This window comes from Achromobacter agilis, assembly GCF_900496965.1.
GTDB classification, from domain to species: Bacteria; Pseudomonadota; Gammaproteobacteria; order Burkholderiales; family Burkholderiaceae_B; genus Achromobacter; species Achromobacter agilis.
In genome coordinates, this window is record NZ_UFQB01000005.1 from 12146 (window position 1) to 33266 (window position 21121).

At 66.1% G+C, this 21121-nt stretch carries 14 protein-coding genes, 1 pseudogene and 2 riboswitches; of the genes and pseudogenes, 10 read left to right on the forward strand and 5 right to left on the reverse strand.

From position 1 onward, the window contains the following. Positions 1-134 precede the first annotated feature (134 nt). The 8 genes and pseudogenes from AGI3411_RS07590 to AGI3411_RS07625 all read left to right on the forward strand — a co-directional run bounded on the left by AGI3411_RS07590 (position 135) and on the right by AGI3411_RS07625 (position 11983). Complete coding sequence (locus AGI3411_RS07590; RefSeq protein WP_129526778.1) at positions 135-1643, forward strand: M81 family metallopeptidase; 1509 nt, start codon at positions 135-137, stop codon at positions 1641-1643. A gap of 80 nt (positions 1644-1723) precedes the next feature. Further along, positions 1724-3289, forward strand: coding sequence for an ABC transporter substrate-binding protein (locus tag AGI3411_RS07595; RefSeq protein WP_129526779.1), 1566 nt, complete (start codon positions 1724-1726; stop codon positions 3287-3289). Positions 3290-3315: 26 nt separating this feature from the next. Beyond that, on the forward strand, positions 3316-4257 hold the full coding sequence (locus AGI3411_RS07600; RefSeq protein ID WP_129526780.1) for an ABC transporter permease: 942 nt from the start codon (positions 3316-3318) through the stop codon (positions 4255-4257). Between the two features lie 9 nt (positions 4258-4266). Then, the gene (locus AGI3411_RS07605; protein ID WP_129526781.1) at positions 4267-5157 is read left to right on the forward strand and encodes an ABC transporter permease; all 891 of its coding nucleotides are present in this window, start codon (positions 4267-4269) and stop codon (positions 5155-5157) included. Beyond that, positions 5157-6857 (forward strand): ABC transporter ATP-binding protein, encoded by a 1701-nt coding sequence (locus tag AGI3411_RS07610; protein ID WP_129526782.1) that lies wholly within the window; start codon positions 5157-5159, stop codon positions 6855-6857. The genes AGI3411_RS07605 and AGI3411_RS07610 overlap by 1 nt, the downstream gene beginning before the upstream one ends. Positions 6858-6884: 27 nt before the next feature. Further along, positions 6885-8282, forward strand: a pseudogene (locus AGI3411_RS07615) (amidase); the annotation flags it as partial. Between the two features lie 42 nt (positions 8283-8324). Further along, positions 8325-9800, forward strand: coding sequence for a M81 family metallopeptidase (locus AGI3411_RS07620; protein WP_129527004.1), 1476 nt, complete (start codon positions 8325-8327; stop codon positions 9798-9800). A gap of 230 nt (positions 9801-10030) precedes the next feature. Further along, entirely contained in the window at positions 10031-11983 is a 1953-nt protein-coding gene (locus tag AGI3411_RS07625) for a DUF945 family protein (protein WP_129526783.1), read from the forward strand. A 96-nt stretch (positions 11984-12079) separates the two neighbouring features. Here the strand turns inward: AGI3411_RS07625 and gcvP are convergent, their stop codons facing one another. From gcvP to AGI3411_RS07650, 5 genes are all read right to left on the reverse strand, one after another. Continuing rightward, positions 12080-14953 carry an aminomethyl-transferring glycine dehydrogenase gene (gene gcvP, locus AGI3411_RS07630; RefSeq protein ID WP_129526784.1) on the reverse strand — a complete coding sequence of 958 codons (2874 nt, stop codon included), beginning with the start codon at positions 14951-14953 and terminating at the stop codon, positions 12080-12082. A 103-nt stretch (positions 14954-15056) separates the two neighbouring features. Then, on the reverse strand, positions 15057-15434 hold the full coding sequence (gene gcvH / locus AGI3411_RS07635; RefSeq protein ID WP_042795177.1) for a glycine cleavage system protein GcvH: 378 nt from the start codon (positions 15432-15434) through the stop codon (positions 15057-15059). A 101-nt stretch (positions 15435-15535) separates the two neighbouring features. Further along, positions 15536-16636: a glycine cleavage system aminomethyltransferase GcvT gene (gcvT, locus tag AGI3411_RS07640; protein WP_129526785.1), complete on the reverse strand. Its 1101-nt coding sequence runs from the start codon at positions 16634-16636 to the stop codon at positions 15536-15538. 86 nt (positions 16637-16722) lie between these two features. Continuing rightward, positions 16723-16845, reverse strand: a riboswitch (glycine riboswitch). Between the two features lie 36 nt (positions 16846-16881). Next, positions 16882-16977: riboswitch (glycine riboswitch) on the reverse strand. A gap of 48 nt (positions 16978-17025) precedes the next feature. Next, the gene (locus AGI3411_RS07645) at positions 17026-17919 is read right to left on the reverse strand and encodes a ZIP family metal transporter (protein WP_129526786.1); all 894 of its coding nucleotides are present in this window, start codon (positions 17917-17919) and stop codon (positions 17026-17028) included. 29 nt (positions 17920-17948) lie between these two features. After that, on the reverse strand, positions 17949-18563 hold the full coding sequence (locus tag AGI3411_RS07650) for a superoxide dismutase (RefSeq protein WP_129526787.1): 615 nt from the start codon (positions 18561-18563) through the stop codon (positions 17949-17951). A 376-nt stretch (positions 18564-18939) separates the two neighbouring features. Between AGI3411_RS07650 and AGI3411_RS07655 the strand changes: the two genes are divergently transcribed. After that, positions 18940-19728: a hydroxypyruvate isomerase family protein gene (locus AGI3411_RS07655; protein WP_129526788.1), complete on the forward strand. Its 789-nt coding sequence runs from the start codon at positions 18940-18942 to the stop codon at positions 19726-19728. Between the two features lie 30 nt (positions 19729-19758). Next, entirely contained in the window at positions 19759-21069 is a 1311-nt protein-coding gene (locus AGI3411_RS07660) for a Rieske 2Fe-2S domain-containing protein (RefSeq protein WP_129526789.1), read from the forward strand. Positions 21070-21121 lie beyond the last annotated feature (52 nt).

Genomic DNA, 21121 nt, shown 5'->3' on the forward strand with positions numbered 1-21121 from the left:
GGACCGGCGGAGCCGGATCCGCGCGACCCGGCTTGGGGGAGGTTTTGCCGGTTTGGGGCGATCTGCTTGTAGTAGTGCGATGGGCGCGGGGTGATACCCGCGCCTTTTTACATTGGGACGACTGGGAAAATCTGATGCGCATCGGAATAGGCGGGTTTCAGCATGAGACCAATACGTTCGCGCCGTCGCGCGCCGCTTGGGAGGATTTCGCCGAGAAAGGCGGGGGCTGGCCCAGGCTGGTCAGCGGACCCGCGATGTTCCAGGCGGTGGCGGGCGCCAACATCCCGGTAGCGGGATTCATTGAGGCGATGGGCCGGCATACGCTGCTGCCGACCACCTGGGCCGCGGCCAGCCCCTCGGGCCACGTTACGCGCGACGCATTCGAACGCATCAGCGCCATGATTCTGCAGGGCCTGTCCCTGGCCGCTCCGCTGGACGGTGTCTATCTGGATTTGCACGGCGCGATGGTGACCGAGCATCTGGACGACGGCGAAGGCGAGCTGCTGCGCCGCGTGCGCGAGCTGGTGGGCCCGGACGTGCCCATCGTGGCCAGCCTGGACCTGCATGCCAATGTTACTCGCGCCATGGTGCGCTATGCCGACGCGCTGGTCTGCTATCGCACCTATCCTCATATCGACATGGCCGAGACCGGCCAGCGCGCCGCCGAATTGCTGTCGCAACGGCTGGCGGGGATGCCCCGCCCCCACGTAGCGCTACGCTCGCTGCCCTACCTAATTTCGCTGTGCTGGCAGTCCACTGACATTGAGCCCTCGCGCAGCCTGTACGCGCTGGTAGGTGAAATCGAAGCGCGCGGCGCCACCAGCCTGTCTTTTGCCACGGGGTTCCCCGCGGCCGACTTCCCCGAATGCGCGCCGACGGTGTGGGCCTACGGCGCCAGCCAGGCCGATGCCGACGCCGCGGCCGACGAAATGACGCGCGCCGTATTGGATGTGGAACGCGACTTCGGCGGCAAACTCTATACGCCGGACGAAGCGGTTGAAGAAGCCATGCGGCTTGCGCGAGACGCCAGCAAACCCGTGGTTATCGCGGACGCGCAGGACAACCCGGGAGCGGGCGGCAGTTCCGACACCACCGGCGTGTTGCGCGCGCTGATCCGCCACGATGCGCGCGATGCGTCTATTGGTCTGATTGTGGATCCGGAGGCCGCTCTGGCCGCCCATCGCGCGGGCGTTGGCAAGAAGGTCCGGATTGCACTGGGTGGACATTCGGGTATTCCCGACGATGAACCGCTGGACACCGAATTCATTGTCGAGAAAACTTCAGATGGGCGTTTCGATACGCACGGCGCGTTCTACCGCGGATTCCACATGGACCTGGGCCCCAGCGCCTGCCTGCGCATCGGCGGCGTACGCATCATCGTCGCCTCCAACAAGGTGCAGATGGCGGACCAGGAAATGTTCCGTTTCGCGGGCGTGGAGCCGCGGCGCGCGGCCATCCTGGTGGTCAAGAGTTCCGCGCACTTCCGCGCGGACTTCTCCCCGATCGCGCAGACGATCCTGGTGTGCGCGGCCCCTGGTTCCATGCTGATGGATGCGGCAAAACAACCATGGACACGGTTGCGTCCGGGCATCAGAATGGCGCCTTGCGGACCGGTCTTTACCGGCCGGTCGGCTACTGCCTGAACCTCGCACGCCGCCTCGCGCGGCGGGTTAACGACGCAGCGACGCATTGCGCCGCTCATTACGCATCAAGGGGAAGATTCATGCTGAAGTTCGTCCGAGCCGCCGCCTTGGCGGGCGCGACCCTCATGATGGCTCACGGCGCCTACGCCGAGACCGTCATAAAAACGGTGATGCACTCGCCTTTGCGCCTGACCGATCCGCATGCCACCACTGCGTACATCACGACGTGGCACGGCTACATGATCTACGACACCCTGCTGGCCACCGACGCCGACAACAAGATCCAGCCGCAGATGCTGGAAAAATGGGAAGTCTCGCCCGACGGCAAGACCTACACCATGACGTTGCGCGACGGCCAGAAATGGCATGACGGCAAACCGGTCACCTCGGAAGACTGCGTGGCCTCGATCAAGCGCTGGGCCGCCGGCGACGGCATGGGCCGCACGCTGATGAAGTTCACCGACAAGATCGAAGTCATCGACGACAAGAATTTCCGCATCGTCATGAAGGAGCCCACCGACCTGGCGCTGCGCGCCTTGTCCAAGCCCACCGGCACCGCGCCCTTCATGATGCCCAAGCGCATCGCCGACCTGGCCATCGGCCAACCCATCACCGACATGACGGGCTCGGGTCCGTTCAAGGTCATCGAATTCAAACCGGGCGTGAAGACGGTGTACGCCAAGAACGCCGACTACGTGCCGCGCAAGGAACCCGCCAGCGGCCTGGCCGGCGGCAAGGTCGTCAACGTCGACAAGGTCGAATGGGACGTCATGCCCGACGCCCTGACCACCGCCAACGCGCTGCTGGGCGGCGAAATCGACTTCGTCGAGCAGTTCCCGTACGACCTGCTGCCCATGATCGAAGGCAATAAAGACCTGAAGGAAGAGTCGCTCAGCCCGGTCGGCTACTTCACGATGTACCGCTTCAACTTCAAGTACCCGCCCTTCAACAACAAGAAGATCCGCCAGGCCGCGATGTACGCGATCGGCCAGGAAGACGTGATGAAGGCGCTGGTCGGCAATCCCAAGTACTGGAAGACCTGCGCGTCGCTGTGGGGCTGCGGCACGCCGCTGGAAAGCGACATCGGCAAGGATATGATCGTGCCGTCCAACATCGAGAAGGCGAAGGCCCTTCTGAAGGAAGCGGGTTACGACAACACCCCCATCCTGGTCATGCATGCGACCGACGTGGGCACCTTGTCGGCCCAGCCGGTCGTGATGGCCCAGGCGCTGCGCAAGGCCGGCTTCAACGTCAACCTGGCGGCGATGGACTGGCAGAGCGTGGCCACCCGCCGCGCCTCGAAGGCCGCGCCCGCGGAAGGCGGCTGGAACGTCCACAACACCAACTGGTACGCCACGGACGTGATGGATCCGGTCCGCTCCGCGCCCGCTGCCGCCAACGGCGACAACGCCTGGTTCGGCTGGCCCGACTTCCCGCAGATCGAGGAATTGCGCACGAAGATGGCGCTGACCTCCGACCCCGCGGAACAGAAGAAAATCGCCGAAGAAGTGCAGCGCATCGGCATCGACGAAGGCCTGTACGTGCCGCTGGGCCAGATGTCCGTGCCCACGGTGTATTCGGCCAAGCTCTCGGGCCTGGTGCATGCGCCGGTCTTTGCATTCTGGAACGTCAAGAAAGCCCCTTGACGGGCACGTAGTACAGGGGGAATTACATGCTGGCATTTGTCTCACGCCGGCTCCTCGCGACCATCCCCGTTCTGGTGATGGTCGCGGTGGTGGTCTTCGCGATATTGCGTTTCAGCCCGGGAGATCCGGCCATCATCATGGCGGGCGACGGCGCCACGCCTGACCGTATCGAACAAATACGGCAGACGATGGGCCTGGACCAGCCGGTCATCAAACAATTCTTCATCTGGGGCACCCGGCTCCTGCAGGGCGACCTGGGCACTTCGCTGATGTCCGGCGTGCCCGTCACGAAACTCATCGGGCAGCGCCTGGAACCCTCATTGGGCCTGGCGGTCCTGACCCTGGTCTTCACCCTGCTCGTCGCCATTCCGCTGGGCGTGCTGGCGGCATGGCGCCAGGGCAAGCTGCTGGACCGCGCGGTGATGGGCTTTTCGGTGCTGGGCTTCTCCGTGCCGGTGTTCGTCACGGGCTATCTGCTCATCTGGCTCTTCGCGATCAAGCTGGGCTGGTTCAACGTGCAGGGCTACACGCCGCTGGCGAACGGCTTCTGGCCGTTCCTGCACCGGCTCATCCTGCCGTCGCTGGCCCTGTCCACGGTCTATGTGGCGCTGATCGCGCGCATCACGCGCACCAGCGTGATCGAAGTCATGGGAGAGGATTTCATCCGGACCGCCCGCTCCAAGGGCCTGGGCGAAACCGGCGTGCTGCTGGGGCATGCCCTGCGCAACGCCGCCGTGCCCATCGCCACCGTCGTGGGCCTGGGCATCGCGCTGCTGATCAGCGGCGTCGTCGTGACCGAATCGGTCTTCAACATCCCCGGCCTGGGCCGGCTGGTGGTGGAAGCCGTCCTCGCCCGCGATTATCCGGTCATCCAGGGCCTGACGCTCTTCTTCGCGTTCGTCTACGTGTTCATCAATCTGGTTGTCGATTGCGCCTACACGGTGTTCGACCCGAGGATCAGGTACTAGGGGCCCACCATGCAAACGCCAACCGATGTCGCCGATCTTCCCGGAGGCGGCAATCCCCAAGTCACGGCCTGGCGGCAGGTCCGCCAGGGGCTCAAGAGCTGGCCGGTCATGCTGGCGCTGGTGGTGCTGGCGGCGATCGTCGTCACCGCCCTGTTCGCGCCCCTGCTGGGCACCGTCGACCCGACGCTCATCAACCCCGGCTCCCGCCTGAAGCCGCCCTTCTCCGATTACCTGTTCGGCACCGATGCCTTCGGCCGCGACGTCTGGTCGCGCGTGGCCTACGGCGCCCGCGTCTCGCTCATCGCGGGCCTGGGCGCGGCGGTCGTCAGCGTGGTCATCGGGCTGGTCATCGGCGTGATCGCGGGCTGGTTCCGCTCGCTGGACGGGCTGATCATGCGCACCATGGACGCCATCATGGCGATCCCCGGCATCCTGCTGGCGATCGCCCTGGTGTCCGTCACGGGCGCCAGCCTCATGACCGTGCTGGTCGCCATCACCATCCCGGAAATCCCCCGGGTGGTGCGGCTGGTGCGAGGTCAGATCCTGACCGTGCGCGGCGAACCCTACGTCGAAGCCGCGCTGGCGCTGGGCACGCCGCTGCCGCTGCTGCTGTGGCGCCACATGGTGCCCAGCACGATCGCGCCGCTGACCGTGCAGGGCACCTATGTCTTCGCGTCCGCGATGCTGACCGAGGCCATCCTGAGCTTCCTGGGCGCGGGCATCCCGCCCGAGATCGCCTCCTGGGGCAACATCATGTCCGAAGGACGCATGTATTTCCGCATGCTGCCCGGGCTGATTCTCTTTCCCGGCCTGTTCCTGTCGCTGACCGTGCTCAGCGTGAACATTCTGGGAGACGCCCTGCGCGATGCGCTGGACCCGAAAATGGTGCGCAGGATCTGATGCCCATGACCACCTACTCCCCCATTCCCCCCGCGGGCGACACGTCGTCCGCCATTCTCGCCATCCGCAACCTGTCGGTGGAAGTCGCCGGCGCGGGCAATCGCGTGGTGCGCAACCTCAGCCTGGACGTGCATGCGGGCGAAACGGTATGCGTCGTCGGAGAATCCGGTTCGGGCAAGTCCGTCACGTCCCTGGCCGTCATGGGCCTGCTGCCGCCCGGCGTGCTGACCGTCAACGCCGGCTCGATCCGCGTGGAAGGCGAAGACGTGGTCACCGCCACGCAGCGCCGCCTGCGCGAAATGCGGGCCACCCGCATGGCCATGGTGTTCCAGGAGCCCATGACCGCGCTGAACCCCGTGCACACGGTGGGCAAGCAGGTCGACGAAGTCTTGCGCCTGCACCGCAAGAAGATGTCGGCCGCGGAGCGCCGCGCCAAGGTGCTGGACATGTTCCGGTCCGTGCACCTGCCCGACGTCGAGCGCATCTTCGATTCGTATCCCCACCAGTTGTCCGGCGGCCAGCGCCAGCGCATCGTCATCGCGATGGCGCTGATCCTGGAGCCCAAGCTGCTCATTGCCGACGAGCCCACCACCGCATTGGACGTCACCACTCAGAAGCAGATCCTGGCGCTCATCAAGGAACTCCAGGTCAAGCACCAGACCGCCGTGCTGTTCATCACCCACGACTTCGGCGTCGTGGCCGAGATCTCCGACCGCATCGTCGTGATGAACCGCGGCGACCTGGTCGAAAGCGGGACCCGCAACGAGATCCTGGCCGAGCCCAAGCAGTCCTACACCCGCCGCCTGGTGTCGTCGGTGCCCAGCCTGGTCCCGTCGCGCCGGGAAGCGCCCTCCGGCATGCCGGTGCTGCACGTCAAGGGGCTGGGCCGCACCTATGGCGGCAAGCGCTCGGTGCTGTCGCGCAAGGCGGCGCACAACATCATCGCAGCCGCCGACGTCAACCTGACTCTGCGCAAGGGCGAGATCCTGGGCATCGTGGGCGAATCCGGGTCGGGCAAGTCCACGGTAGCGCGCTGCATCGTGCGGCTGATCGAACCCACCGCCGGCCACATGATGATGGGCGGCGAAGACCTGAGCACCCTGTCCGGCTCAGCGCTGCGCCCCGTGCGCCGGCGGATCCAGATCGTGTTCCAGGATCCCTACCGCTCGCTGAACCCGCGCCGCACCGTCGGCGAATCCATCATCGAAGGCCTGCTCAACTTCGGCGTGCCGCGGGAAGACGCCTTGAAGCGCGCCGGCGAGACCCTCTCCGTGGTGGGCCTGAGCCCGGACGCGATGCGTCGCTACCCCCACCAGTTCTCCGGCGGCCAGCGCCAGCGCATCTGCATCGCGCGCGCGCTGGTCATGGATCCGGAGATCCTGGTGGCCGACGAAGCCGTGTCCGCGCTGGACGTATCGGTGCAGGCGCAGGTGCTGGAATTGCTGGAACAGGTGCGCCAGCGCACCGGCGTGGGGGTGCTGTTCATCACGCACGACCTGCGCGTGGCCGCCCAGATCTGCGACACCATCATGGTCATGCAGCGCGGCAAGGTCGTCGAGACCGGCTCCGCCGAAACCGTGCTGACCGAACCGCGCCACGAGTACACCCGGGCCCTGATCGACGCGGCGCCCGGACGGGACTGGGACTTCCGCAACTTCCGGCCCATCTCGGCCGGCTTGGCGCCGGCCTCCGCGCCGTGACGCAACGATCCGCACACAGGAACCGAAATGTCGCAACCGCATGAACTGTCCGCAGTGGAGCTTCTTCAGGCATACCGCGACAAGACGCTGTCGCCCGTCGAGGTGACTCGCTCCGTGCTGGAGCACATCGCGCACTGGGAGCCGCAACTGAAGGCCACCTACGCGCTGGATCCCGAAGGCGCGCTGGCGATGGCCCGCGCCTCCGAGGCCCGCTGGATGAAAGGCGAGCCCCAAACGGCCGGCGGCCATACGCTGGACGGCGTGCCGTCCACCATCAAGGAAAACATCGCCACGCGCGGCGTGCCCGTGCCGCTGGGCACCGCGGCGACCGACCTGACGCCTGCCGCGGCCGATGCCCCACCCGCCGCCCGCATGCGGGAAGCCGGCGCGGTGCTGCTTGGCAAGACCACCATGCCCGACTACGGCATGCTGTCGTCGGGCCTGTCCAGCTTCCATGAATTGACGCGCAACCCCTGGGACCTGTCCAAGAATCCGGGCGGCTCCAGCGCCGGCGCGGGCGCCGCGGCGGCCGCGGGCTACGGCCCCCTGCATATCGGCACCGACATCGGCGGCTCCTTGCGCCTGCCCGCGGCGTGGTGCGGCATCGCGACGCTCAAGCCCAGCCTCGGCCGCATTCCCATCGACCCGCCGTTCATGGGCCGCTGCGCCGGCCCCATGACCCGCACGGTCACCGACGCCGCCCTCATGATGGGCGTGCTGTCGCAGCCCGACGCGCGCGACCACATGAGCCTCCCGTTCCAGGATTTCGACTGGCTGAACCTGGAGCGCGAAGTGCGCGGCCTGCGCATCGGCCTGTTGCTGGACGCGGGCTGCGGCTTGCCGGTGGATCCCGAGATCATCGAGGCAGTGGAAGCCGCGGCCCGCGCCTTCGAGGCCGCGGGCGCCATCGTGACGCCCGTGCAGCCCTGGATGACCCCGGACATGCTGGACGGCGTGGACCGTTTCTGGCGCACCCGCTCGGCGCTCGACCTGGCCGCCCTGCCGGAAGCGCGCCGCGCCAGGATCCTGCCCTTCATCCGCGCCTGGGCGGAAAGCGGCGGCGGCCAGTCCGGCGAGGCCGTGTTCCGCAGCTACCACGAAACCGTGAACGTGCGCGCCAAGACCGTCGCGGCCTGCGCGCCGTACGACTACGTGCTGTCGCCCGTGGCGCCCGTGGTCGCCTACAACGCGGAATGGCCCTCGCCCACCAACGAGCTCGCCACCACGATGCACCACATCGGCTTCACGTTGCCCTTTAACATGAGCGAGCAGCCCGCGGCTTCCGTCAATTGCGGCTACACCAAGGCGGGCCTGCCCATCGGCCTGCAGATCGCCGGCCCGCGCTTCGACGACCTGGGCGTGCTGCGGCTCGCGCGCGCCTGGGAACGGATGCGCCCCGCCCAACATCCCTGGCCCCAGCCCCCCCCAGGCAGCCTGATTCTTCCACAGCAACCCACAGGAATTCCCATGCGTTGGCTTTTGGCAATGATCAAGCACGAAACGAATACGTTTTCGCCCGTGCCGACCCCGCTCGACCGCTTCTTCCGCGGCAATCCCGAAGTCCTGGCCGGCGAACGCGCCATCAAGGCCTACGAGAACACCGACAGCGGCCTGGGCGGCTACATCGAGGTGGCGCGCCGCGAAGGCGCCGACATGGTCGTGCCCGTGGCGGCAGAGTCCTGGCCCAGCGGACCGGCCAGCGCGGAAACGCACGAGCGGCTGTGCAAGCTGATCCTGGACGAGGTCAAGCGCGGCGGCTTCGACGCCATCCTGCTGGATCTGCACGGCGCCATGGTGGCGCAGGGCGTGGACGACGCCGAAGGCGACCTGCTGCGCCGCCTGCGCGAGATCGACCCCACGACGCCCGTGGCGGTCACGCTGGACATGCACGCCAACATCTACGACGACATCGTCAAGAACGCCACGGTCATCAGCGGCTTCCATACCTATCCCCACGTCGACATCCGCGAATCGGGCGTGCGCGCCGCGAACGTGATCGTCCGCACTTTGAAGGGCGAGATCAAGCCCGTCATGGCCTGGGCCAACAAGCCCATGCTGCCTCACATCATGTGCCAGGGCACCCATGCCGCGCCCAACAAGCCCCTGCAGGAACGCTGCAAGGAACTGGAGGCCGGCGGTGTGCTGGCCGCCTCGGTCTTCGTAGGGTTTCCCCACGCCGACATCCGCGAAGCGGGCCTGAGCGCCGTGGTCTGTACGAACGGCAAGCTGGAAGAAGCGCAACAGTACCGAGACGAACTGCTGGACCGCGCCTGGGCCGGCCGCGCCGACTGGGTGTTTCACCCGCAACCGCTCGCGCCGACCATCGCGCGCGCCAAAACCATCGAGCAAGGCCCCGTGGTGCTGCTGGATCACTACGACAACACCGGCTCGGGCGGCACGATGGACACCACCGCCGTCCTGGCCGAGGTGCTGAGCCAGGAACTGGAAAATGTCGTCTTCTACGCCATCTGCGACCCGCAGGCCGCGCAGGAAGCGGCCGCGGCCGGCGTGGGCCGGACCATCACCCTCAAGCTGGGCGGCAAAGTGGCCATGCCCGCCATTCAAGCGCCCAATGAGCCGCTGGAAGTCACCGGCCGCGTCAAACTGGTGTTTGACGGCGTCTACCTGAACCGCGGCCCGATGTACCGCGGGGTGCGCAACGATACCGGCCTGACCGTCGTGATCGACACGGGCCGCGTCGAGATCGTGGTGGTGTCGCGCCACCAAGAGCCCTTCGACGTGAACTGCCTGCTGTCGGCCGGTATCGACCCGCTGCAAAAACGCTATGTGGTGCTGAAGAGCCGCGTGCATTGGCGCGCGGGCTTCTCCGACATGGCCACGGAAGTCATTGAATGCACCGGCGTGGGAGTCACCACCTCCGACTACGGCCAGTTGGAGTTCAAGAACGTGCGCCGCCCGATTTACCCGCTGGATCCGCTGTAACTTCCCCGTCTTTCCGCAGAAAAAGCCGGCGCCAACGCGCCGGCTTTCATTTTGAAATCTTCTGTAACCGTGAGCACGGTCAGGTGACCTACTGCCTCGGTATACTCGCCGCGGGCCTTACAGGCCGATGAATACGTGTATTCCGATGAAGGGCTCCTCAAGGGCGCCCCGCGGCTGAAGCCGCCGCGGCTATCGGATATGACTCGATAATCAACGACACAAGCAGAACGATGAAAAAGAGCGTAGCGATCACCCTCGGCGTGGTCATAGTGGGAGCAGGAAGCTGGGTAGGCGCCACGTGGTACACCGGCAAGCGCATCGAAGAAAGCTCGCAGCGCCATTTGGCCGAGGCCAATGAAAAACTGGCCAAGATCACGCCGCTGTTCGGCCTGCGCATCGATCAACTGAAGTACGAACGCGGCCTGTTCTCGACGCAGGCGCGCTACGGCCTGTCCTTCGTCAAGAGCGACAACACTCCCGACGGCATGCCCGCCGGCATGGTCGAGTTCGACGCCACCATCGAACATGGCCCCTTCCCCAAGAGCGCCCTGGCGCGCGGCGCGATCGCGCCCAAGCTGGCTTTCGTCCACTCCGAGATCGCCAAGACCGACAACATCAAGGAACTGTTCGAACTGACCAAGGACGTCTCGCCGCTGACCGGCGACGCCATGATCAACTTCGGCGGCGTCACGACCTCGACCGCCCGGATCGCCCCGGTGAAGATCGCGCATGCCGGCAATGCGGTCGACTTCAGCGGCATGACGGTCAATGGCTCGTTCGACCGCAGCCTGCAGGCCGTCACGGCGCATGCCCTGATGGAAACCCTGTCGGTGGACGGCGAGAAAGCGGACGACCCCATCAAGATGACGATGTCGGGCCTGACGATGGACGTGAACAGCCGCATGGGCAAGTTCGGCCTGTCCATCGGCGACTCGAACATCAAGGTCAAGCGCATCGACGTCGTCAAGCCCGACGAGGACATCAAGCTCTCGCTGGACAACCTGGGCTATGGCGTCAAGCTGGCTGAAGACGACAAGACCATCAACGCCGAGGCCACCTACCAGACCGGCGACATCGTCCTGAACGATGTAGCGCTGGGCAATGGCCAGGCCGTCATCAAGCTGGCCAAGCTGGACGGCAGCGCCGTCAAGCAACTGTCGGACACCTATAACCAGATCGTGCGCCAGTACATGATGGGCGCCAGCGACGAAGGCCTGAAGGACGAACAGTTCGACGTGCTGCTGGATAACGCCGGCAAGCTGCTCAACGGCAACCCGTCGTTCAGCATCGATCCGATCAGCTGGAAAACCGCCAAGGGCGAAAGCAAGCTGACGTTCGCGCTGGACCTGGCCAATCCGCCCAACGTGAAGGACCTGACGCCGCAGGAAATCGTGGTCAAGGCCATCAAGCAGATCGACGCCACGCTGATCATCTCCAAGCCCATGGTCCGCGACCTGATGGTGCAGTACGCCATCAAGAAGGAAGGCCTGGACGCCACGGCAGCGGGCGCCGAAGCCGACGAGCAGATGCGCTCGGTATCGGGCATGGCCGAAATGTTCAACGTCGGCAAGAACGACGGCGACAACATCGTCGGCAAGTTCCACTTCGCCGACGGCATGGGCGACCTGAACGGCACGAAGATCCCGGCTGACGAACTGTTCGCGGGCCTGTTGGGCGCGGCGGGCATGGATGACGAAGGCGAGCCGGAAGACATGGACATGGACATGGATCCGGAAGAGCCCGCCGCGGCGGCCGCTCCCGCCGACCTGATGCAGGACTTCGACCTCGACACCGTCAACGCCATGCTGACCGACATGTCGTACTCCCCCCGCAAGGAAGACGGCGACGAGGGCCCCGTGCTGATCCTGGCCCCCGCCAATACGGGCGCCACCGAACTGCGCGTCGAACTCCTGTGCAACGACTTCACGGAAAAGTGCCATGACCTCGTGGTGACCGCGACCTACAGCAGCAAGAAGCCGGTTTCGCTCAAGGCCATCAACGCCTGGAACCAGGAGTACCGCTGGACGCGCGCCTACCTGGACGACAAGAACCAGGCCGTGCTGCAGATGGACGTGAACTCGGAAGGCGGAATCGGCAAGGAAAACCTGCAGATCCTGTTGAACACGTTCTTCAGCATCGCGGAAGACTTCAACGTCACCGCCAAGGCCGCGCCGGCGAAGTAAGCACCAAGCCGACGCAGGATAAAAAAATCCCCCGTCTTCCTGACGGGGGATTTTTTTTGCCCAGGCCCGGCTCGCGCCGGGCCTTGCCGCCCGCGCTTACGCGTAGGCCTCGATCGGCAGGCAGGCGCACACCAGGTTGCGATCGCCATAGGCATTGTCCACGCGGGCAACCGGCGGCCAGTACTTCGCATCGCGCAGCGACGCCACCGGGTAGGCGGCCTGCTGGCGCGGATAGTCGTGCAGCCACTCTTCGGCCAGCAGCATCTGCGCCGTGTGCGGCGCGTTCTTCAGGACGTTGTCCTCGCGATCGCGCTCGCCGCGCTCGACCTGGGCGATTTCCTCGCGGATCGAGATCATCGCGTCGATGAAACGGTCCAGCTCGGCGATGCCTTCCGATTCCGTCGGCTCGACCATCAGCGTGCCGGCCACGGGGAAGCTCATCGTGGGCGCATGGAAACCGTAGTCCATCAGGCGCTTGGCGATGTCTTCGGCGCTGATGCCGCTGGTTTCCTTCAGCGGACGCACGTCCAGGATGCATTCGTGCGCCACACGGCCGTGACGGCCGGCGTACAGCACCGGATAGTGGCCGCGCAGGCGCGTCGCGATGTAGTTGGCGTTCAGGATGGCCACTTCGGTGGCGCGGCGCAGGCCGTCGGCGCCCATCAGCGCGATATACACGTACGGGATCGGCAGGATGCCGGCGGAGCCGAACGGCGCGGCCGAGACGGGACCGACCTTGGCATCGCCCGACAGCTTGCCCTGTTCGTTCACCACGCCGGGCAGGTACGGCGCCAGGTGCGCGCGCACCGCTACGGGGCCCACGCCGGGGCCGCCGCCGCCGTGCGGGATGCAGAAGGTCTTGTGCAGGTTCAGGTGGGACACGTCCGAGCCGAATTTGCCCGGCTGGGCCACGCCGACCATCGCGTTCATGTTGGCGCCGTCCAGGTAAACCTGGCCGCCGGCCTGGTGCACCAGATCGCAGATTTCGGTCACGGCTTCTTCGAACACGCCGTGCGTGGAGGGGTACGTGATCATCAGGGCGGCCAGCTTGTCGCCGACCTGTTCGATCTTGGCGCGCAGGTCGGTCAGATCGACGTTGCCGTTGGAGTCAGAGGCCACCACCACCACGTCCATGCCGGCCAGCTGGGCCGAGGCGGGGTTGGTGCCGTGCGCCGACGACGGGATCAGGCAGATGTTGCGCTGGTGCTGGCCATTGGCCTGGTGGTAGCCGCGGATCGCCAGCAGGCCGGCGTACTCGCCCTGCGCGCCCGAGTTGGGCTGCAGGCTGATGTTGTCGTAGCCGGTGATTTCGCACAGCGCGGCCGACAGGCGGTCGATCAGCTCGTTGTAGCCCTGGCTTTGCGCGGCGGGCGCGAACGGGTGGATCAGCGCGAACTCGGGCCAGGTGATGGGAATCATCTCGGCGGTGGCGTTGAGCTTCATGGTGCACGACCCCAGCGGGATCATCGTGCGGTCCAGGGCCAGGTCCTTGTCGGCCAGCTTGCGGAGATAGCGCAGCATGTCGGTTTCGGACTGCACGCTGGAGAACACCGGGTGCGCCAGGATCGCGCTTTCGCGCGCCACGCTGGCGGGGATGCCGCCGGCGGCGGCCGCGTCCAGCGCGTCGAGGTCGAGTTCGACGTCATCGCGCTCCAGGCCGGCGGCGAAGACGTTGACCAGCGCCTGCAGGTCAGCCGCGGTTACGGTTTCGTCCAGCGAGACCGCCAGGCGGGCGCCGTCGACGCGGCGCAGGTTGATGCGCGCGCAATCGGCGGCCGTCAGGATGGCGGGGGTGGCAGCGCCCGTTTCCAGCAGCAGCGTATCGAAGAAGGTGTCGTTGGCGACCTTGACGCCCAGCTTGACCAGCTCGGCGCGCAGGATGGCCGTGCTGCGCTGCACGCGCTCGGCGATGCGGCGGATACCGGCCGGGCCGTGCCACACGGCGTACATGCCGGCCATCACGGCCAGCAGCACTTGCGCCGTGCAGATGTTGGAAGTGGCCTTTTCGCGGCGGATGTGCTGTTCGCGCGTCTGCAGCGCCAGGCGCATCGCCGGGTTGCCCTGCGCGTCCTTGGACACGCCGACCAGGCGGCCGGCCATGTTGCGCTTGAAGGCGTCCTTGCAGGCCATGAAGCCGGCATGCGGGCCGCCGAAACCGAACGGCACGCCGAAGCGCTGGGCCGAACCGATGGCGATGTCCGCGCCCCATTCGCCCGGCGCGGCCAGCAGGGCCAGTGCCAGCAGGTCGGTGGCGACGGCCACGACGGCGCCTTGCGCATGCGCGGCGTCGGCCAGTTGGCGGTAGTCGGACACGGAGCCCGTGCTGTGCGGGTACTGGAGCAGCACGCCGAAGCATTCGGGCAGGCCTTCGGCCTCGTCGCCCACGGCGATCTCGATATCCAGGCCTTCGGCGCGCGTTCGCACGACTTCGAGGGTCTGGGGATGCACGTGGCGCGAGACGAAGAACACCGAGCTCTTCGACTTGGCGCTGCGGCGCGCCAGCGTCATGGCTTCGGCCGCGGCGGTGCCTTCATCCAGCAGCGAGGCGTTGGAGATGTCCAGCCCGGTGATGTCGGCGACCATGGTCTGGTAGTTCAGCAGGGCCTCGAGGCGACCCTGCGAGATCTCGGGCTGGTACGGCGTGTAGGCCGTGTACCAGGCGGGATTCTCGAGGATGTTGCGCAACACTACGTTGGGCGTCTGCGTGCCGTAGTACCCTTGGCCGATGTAGCTGCGGTAGACCTGGTTGCGGCCCGCGATCTGCTTCAGCTCATCCAGCACGTCGGTTTCGCTGCGCGATTGCGGCAGCGCCAGCGGGGCCTGGCTGCGGATCTTGGGCGGCACGACTTCCTCGATCAGGGCGTCCAGGCTGGCGCTGCCGATGACGGCAAGCATGGCGGCCTGGTCGGCGTCGGAGGGGCCGATGTGGCGGGGAATGAAGTCGGTATGGGTGTCTAGGGCGCGCGACATGGGGAGATCTCGGGGTAGCGGATGCCGTCGGAAGACGGACGGTATTGCATCTTGCGGGGCGGGCGCCAGGCCGTTGCGGCCACGCCCGCCCCGGCGGACCGGCTCAGCCGTTGGCGACGGCTTCGTAGCCGGCGGCGTCCAGCAGCTTGTCGGCGTCGGCGGCGTTGACCGGCTTGATCTTGAAGATCCAGGCGGTGAAGGCCGATTCGTTGATCAGGTTGGGGTTGTTTTCCAGTTCTTCGTTGAACGCGACGATCTCGCCGGCCACCGGCGCATAGATGTCGGAGGCGGCCTTGACCGACTCGACCACGCCAGCGGTCTCGCCGGCGTTCAGCTTGGCGCCGACCTTCACGTCGCCGACGAAAACCAGGTCGCCCAACTGGTCCTGGGCGGTATCGGTGATGCCGACGACGAACACGTCGCCTTCGGCTTTGACCCATTCATGGGACTCGGTGTACTTGCGATCGGTGGGCAGACTCATGGGAACTCCTGAGGGAATGCGGGTAGATGAATGGTGTTGCGCGCCTCGCGCGGGCGGACCTGTCGCCCCATAGGGGCGGCCGCCCGCGCGAAGCTTCGAGTTTACGAGTGTTCGACCGCTTTGCCGTTACGGACGAACGGCAATTTGCATGCCAGGGCGGGCACCCATTTGCCGCGGATATCGACTTCGACCGTATCGCCGGGACGCACGCCTTGCGGCAGGCGGGCGAAGCCGATCGACACGCCGAGCGTGGGGGACATGGTGCCGCTGGTGAGTTCGCCCACGCCTTCCTTGGTGCGCACGGCCATGTGCGCGCGCATCACGCCACGCTCTTGCAGCTTCAGGCCGATGAAGGCCGCCGGCGTGGCGAATTGCTCCAGCGCCTCGCGGCCGATGAAGCGGCGCTCGGCGTCCTTCAGGGACACCGTCCAGGTCAGGCCGGCCTGGCCGGGCTGGATCAGCTCGTCCATGTCCTGGCCGTACAGATTCATGCCGGCTTCCAGGCGCAGCGTATCGCGCGCGCCCAGGCCGCAGGGACGCACGCCCTGGGCGACCAGATCGCGCCACAGCTGCACGACCTCGGTGGCGGGCAGCACGATTTCGAAGCCGTCTTCGCCGGTGTAGCCGGTGCGGGCCACGAGCGTGTCGTCGCCGACCACCGCCGCCACGAAGGGGGTCAGGGGTTCAGTGGCGGCCTGCCATGCCGGGCGCGCGGCCCAGACCTTGGCGCGGGCGTTGGGGCCCTGCACGGCCACCATGGCCAGGTCGCGGCGCGGCGTGATGGCGACGTCGAAACCGCCGGCCTGCTTCACGCGCAGCATCCAGGCGATGTCCTTGTCGGCCGTGCCGGCGTTGACGACCATGCGCCATTCGTCGGACGCGAAGAAATAGATGATCAGGTCGTCGATCACGCCGCCCTGCGGATTCAGCATGCAGCTGTACAGCGCCTTGCCAGGCACGGTCAGCTTGGCCACGTCGTTGGCGACCAGGCGCTGCAGGAAGGCGAAGGCGTCCGGACCCGCCACGTCGACGTTCAGCATGTGCGAGACGTCGAACATGCCCGCGTCCTGGCGCACGGCGTGATGCTCTTCCAGTTGCGAACCGTAGGCCAGGGGCATGTCCCAGCCGCCGAAGTCGACCATTCGGGCGCCAGAGGCGATGTGTTCTTCGGCCAGCGGGGTGCGTTTGAGGGGTGCGGACATGCGCGGGAACTCCGGGACGGCATTGTTGCCAGGGTTACGGAATGCCGGTGGTGCGTAGCGGGCTGCGCCTGCACAACGGCTGAATCTTCCGCCCCTCTGTCCTTTTGCCTGAGAGTTGCCCCGCTGCGCGGGTTTGCACCTTCGGCGCCTGGGCTGCTCGCTATGTCCCTATTTCAGGGGCGGCGCCAGGTCTCTCCAGAGTGCTGTTTTGCCACGTCCGCGCGGTAAAAAAAACCGGGACAGGGCAAGCATGGGCGGTATGGGTTACCTGAGCGATTCCGGGCGAATTGCGCCTTCGGCGGCGGCCGGGCATACAGGCCGCTCTCTCCCGCAACATGCGTGACAGCGGCGAAAGCATACAACGAAAGCCGCCGCCAGGGAATGCCCGGCTAGCCCAGCGCCGTGTCCAGCAACATCATCAGCACGAAGCCCAGCATCAGCCCGCAGGTGGCGTAGACCTCGTGCCCCTTGCGGTGCGACTCCGGAATGATCTCGTGGCTGATCACGAACAGCATCGCACCCGCGGCGAAGCCCAGCCCCCACGGCAGCAGCGGCGCCGACCAGCCGACCACGGCCGCGCCCAGCAGCGCCCCCAGCGGCTCGACCAGGCCGGACAGCATCCCCAGCGCCACCGCGAACGCGCGCTGGTAGCCCGCGGCCAGCAGCGCTACCGCCACGACCAGCCCTTCGGGAATGTCCTGGATCGCAATTCCTGTGGCCAGCGCGGTGCCGCGTAGGGGGTCGTTGCCCGCGTAGCCCACGCCGATGGCCAGGCCCTCCGGCAGGTTATGCAGGGTGATGGCGAACACGAACAGCCACGTGCGGCGCAGCCGGTGCGCCTCGATCCCTTCCCTGCCCTTGATGAAATGCTCGTGCGGCAGCGTGCGGTCCATGAGCAGCAGGACGGCCGCCCCCAGCAGCACCGCGGCCCCCACCGTCAGGCCCGCGCCCCACGGGCCGTAGCCCAGGTCGCGGCCCGCGGCGATGCCGGGCGCCACCAGCGAAAAGGCGCTGGCCGCCAGCATCACGCCGGCGCCGAAGCCGAACATGCTGTCCTGCACCTTCTGCGCAATGCTGCGGGCGAACAGGATGGGCACGGTCCCCACCGCGGTCGCGCCGGCGGCGACCAGCCCGCCCAGCAGCGCGTTCGCCACGTGCGGCGCCCGCACGTCCAGGTATGCCCACAACTGGTGCAATCCCAGGCAAGCCACCAGGACGGCCAGGGTCCAGACGCTAATGCTGGTAGCCGCCGGCCGCACGCGATGACGGCTGAAGGTATTCATTGCCGCTGCCCTCCTTGCGAAAGACGCGCTCAGCGCTTCGCCGCGGCGTAGCGGCGCGCGACTTCGGGCCAGTTCACGACATTGTAGAAGGCGGCAATGTATTCCGGCCGGCGGTTCTGGTACTTCAGGTAATAGGCGTGCTCCCACACATCCAGCCCCAGGACCGGCGTATTGCCGAGCATCAGCGGACTGTCCTGGTTGGCGCTGCTTTCCACCGCGAGCTTGCCGGCCGGCGTCACCGACAGCCAGGCCCAGCCGCTGCCGAAGCGGGTCAGCGCGGCCTTGGTGAAGGCATCGCGGAAGGCGGCCATGCCGCCCAGCTCGGACTCGAGGGCGGCGGCCAGGGTTCCCGAGGGCTCGCCGCCGCCCTCGGGGGACATGACCGACCAGAACAGGCTGTGGTTCGCATGCCCGCCGCCATGGTTGCGCACCGCGCCGCGGACGGCCTCGGGCAGCTGGTCCAGGCGCGACACCAGCGCCTCGACGGGCTCATCGGTGCAAAGCCCCGCCCCTTCCAGCGCGGCATTCAGGCTGTTGACGTAGGTCTGATGGTGCTTGCTGTAGTGGATCTCCATCGTCATCGCGTCGATGTGGGGCTCCAGGGCGTCATAGGCGTACGGCAGGGTGGGAAGGGTGTAGGGCATGCAGACTCTCCATTCAGGCTCCCGCGGGAGCGGTTTATGTGCCAGCGCGCATCCGGGCTCCCGGACGGCGGATCCGAGCGGGACGGAAACTTGAAACCGTTTTGCGCCAAACCCAAATACATAATGATAATTTTAATGATATTAATTTTTATTCAATATCGCAATTGACCATCTCATCCCCCACTGCCGAATACCGGACTTCACGGGGTTGAAACCGCCGCGAACCCCGGCCGGCGGCAACCCCGCCCATAAGGTTTCCTAATCGATCTATTGGGTCACTTGCATTGTTCCCCGTCCCTTCGGACCGTAGATTGTCGACCGTACGAGATGCTGGCAAACAGCTGCGCCCAACACGAGAGACAACCAAGGAGACTCAATGTTGCGTTTCGATCCCAACCTGCGCTGGATGTTTACCGAACTGCCTATGCTGCAACGGTATGGTGCGGCCGCGCGCGCCGGGTTCAAAGGCGTGGAGGTGGCGTTCCCTTACGAATACCCCGCCCGCCAGATCGCGGACCTGCTGGGTGAGCACGGCTTGACCTTGGTCCAGGTGCTCACCCCGTGCGATTGGGCGGCGGGTGAACGCGGCATCGCTGCCCTGCCGGGGCGCGAGGCCGACTTCCGGCGCAGCGTGGAAAGCGCCGTGCAATACGCCGTCCAGGTCGGCGGCCCCATGATTCATGCCATGGCCGGAAACATCCCCACGGGCATGGACCGGGCCCAGTGCCGCGACGTATTCCTGGAGAACATTGCCTACGCGGCCGCGCTGACCGGCAGCGAAGGCTTGACCCTGATCCTCGAGCCCTGTTGCCGGGCGCGCTTTCCCGACTATTTCTACAACCGCATCGACGAAGGCCTGTCGTGCATCGAAGCCATCGGCAAGCCCAACGTAAAGCTGTGCTTCGACACCTATCACGTACAGATGGAAGAAGGCAATCTCACCGAGACGCTGCGCCGCGCCTATCCGCACGTGGGCCACGTACAGATCGGCAATGTGCCGGGCCGGCATGAGCCGGGCACCGGTGAAATCCACTTCCCCTGGTTTTTCGAGCAACTCGAGGCCCTGGGGTGGGACCGCTGGATCGGCTGCGAGTACGAGCCCTCCGGACTCACCACCGACACGCTGCAATGGGGAACTCCTTACGGCATCGGCACAGCGCGCTAATACACAGACAAGCTACTGCGAGGAACAAGCATGCTGAACGCAGCTGACAATGAACTCTTGACCCGCACCGATGGGGATCAGCCCATGGGGCAGTACTTCCGGCGCTTCTGGCAGCCCGTGGCGCTATCGGCGCAGTTGCCTGAACCCGACGGCACACCGCTACGCTTGCAGGTCCTGGGCGAAAAGCTCTTGGCCTTTCGGGATACGCAAGGACGTGTGGGACTGGTCGACCCAGTCTGTCCGCATCGCGGCGCCGATCTCTATTACGGCCGCAATGAAGACTGCGGATTGCGCTGCGTGTTCCACGGCTGGAAATTCGACGTGAACGGCAAGGCCATGGACCTGCCAAACGTGTCCCCGGACTCCAATTACCACGGCGAGATGGCAATCAAGGCCTACCCCACGCGCGAGTACGGCGGCATTGTATGGGCCTACCTGGGTCCACAGACCGAGGCCAGCGAACTACCCGAAGTGCCAAGACTGGAATTCGGCGAACTGCCCGAGACGCATCGCTATGTGACGAAGAAGCGCCAGGAATGCAATTGGGCGCAGGCGATCGAAGGCGCCCTGGATACCTCGCATTTCTCGTTCCTGCATATGCCGGCGCCGTCCGTGCCGTCCAACGCGAATCCGGATGCGCCAGCCGATGAACAACGCCTGGCCTGGATTCGCCGCGACCCCATGCCGAGCTTCTCGATTCTGTCCCACGACGTCGGCTTCGTGGTGGGCGGCGCGCGGCGCGCCGGCGGCAATAGCATCTATTGGCGCATGGCGCACTTCGCGCTGCCGTCGCACAGCACGACCCCATCGACGCTGCCCGGCGAGAATTATTTCGGCTATACCTTCGTACCCATTACCGATACGGCATGCTGGATATATACCTACGTCTGGAACCCCGACCGCCCCCTCTCCGATGAAGAACGGACACAACTCCAAGGGGGGCACGGCGTCGTGGCCGAGGTCGGCCCCGACTATCTTCCCCTGCGCAACAAGTCCAACGAATATCTGCTCAACCGCATGGATCAAAAGCACAGAACATTCACGGGTGTGCATGGCGTGGCCGAGCAGGACGCAATGATCCAGGAAAGCCAAGGCGCGATAGCCGATCGCACGCGCGAACATCTAACCGCGACCGATGCCGCGATCGTGCGGTTTCGCCGCACCGTATTGGCCGGCGCCAAAGCACTTGCCAACGGCGATCCGCCGCAGGCGCCCTTGCTCCACGAAAGCTACCGGCTGCGCTCAGGCAGTTGGGTCGCCAACGAAGGCACTCCCTTCGAAGAGATCATGAAGGAACGCTTCGGCGATCCGACAGGCCGGATGCCGGCCGCCAGAACCTGACCCGCCGGTCTGGAACCAACCGTCGATACAGGCGGACCGCTATCAACCAAAG